Annotated in this window: 1 protein-coding gene; it reads left to right on the top strand. The window is 76.1% G+C overall.

Features of this window, described 5'->3' with window-relative positions:
* Positions 1-476 (top strand): NAD(P)/FAD-dependent oxidoreductase (locus tag FQ755_RS12905; protein ID WP_144154721.1); only part of this gene is annotated, 476 nt, incomplete at both ends.

Raw genomic sequence — 476 nt, 5'->3', positions numbered from 1 at the left:
GGCGCTGGCGCGGCAGGGCGTGGACGTCGCCCTGTTCGAGCGGCGCTGGTGCGGCGCCCAGGCCAGCGGCGTGAACTACGGCGGCGTGCGCACCCACGGCCGGCCCGAGGTGCAACTGCCGCTGGCGATGCGCGCGCGGCGGATCTGGAACCGGCTGCCCCAGCTGATCGGCTGCGACGGCGAGTTCGTCGTGTCGGGGCACCTGCGGCTCGCGCGGCGCGACAGCGACATGGAGGTGCTCGACGCCTGGGCGGCGATGGCGCGCGGCCACGGCGCCAGCTCGACGCTGATCTGGGGCGAGGCGTTCCGCCGTCGTTATCCCTGGCTCGGCGCGGCGGCGATCGGCGGCGCGCTGTGCGAGAGCGACGGCCATGCCAATCCGCGGCTGGTCTCGCCGGCCTTCGCGGCGGCCGCCCGGCGCGAGGGCGCGCAGGTGTTCGAGCAGACCGAGCTGGGCGAGATCGACTACGACGGCC

Source organism: Paraburkholderia sp. BCC1885, assembly GCF_900996235.1.
Taxonomy (GTDB): domain Bacteria; phylum Pseudomonadota; class Gammaproteobacteria; order Burkholderiales; family Burkholderiaceae; genus Paraburkholderia.
Note: the sequence above shows the minus strand (reverse complement) of the source record. Positions and strands in the feature narration are given on the sequence as shown.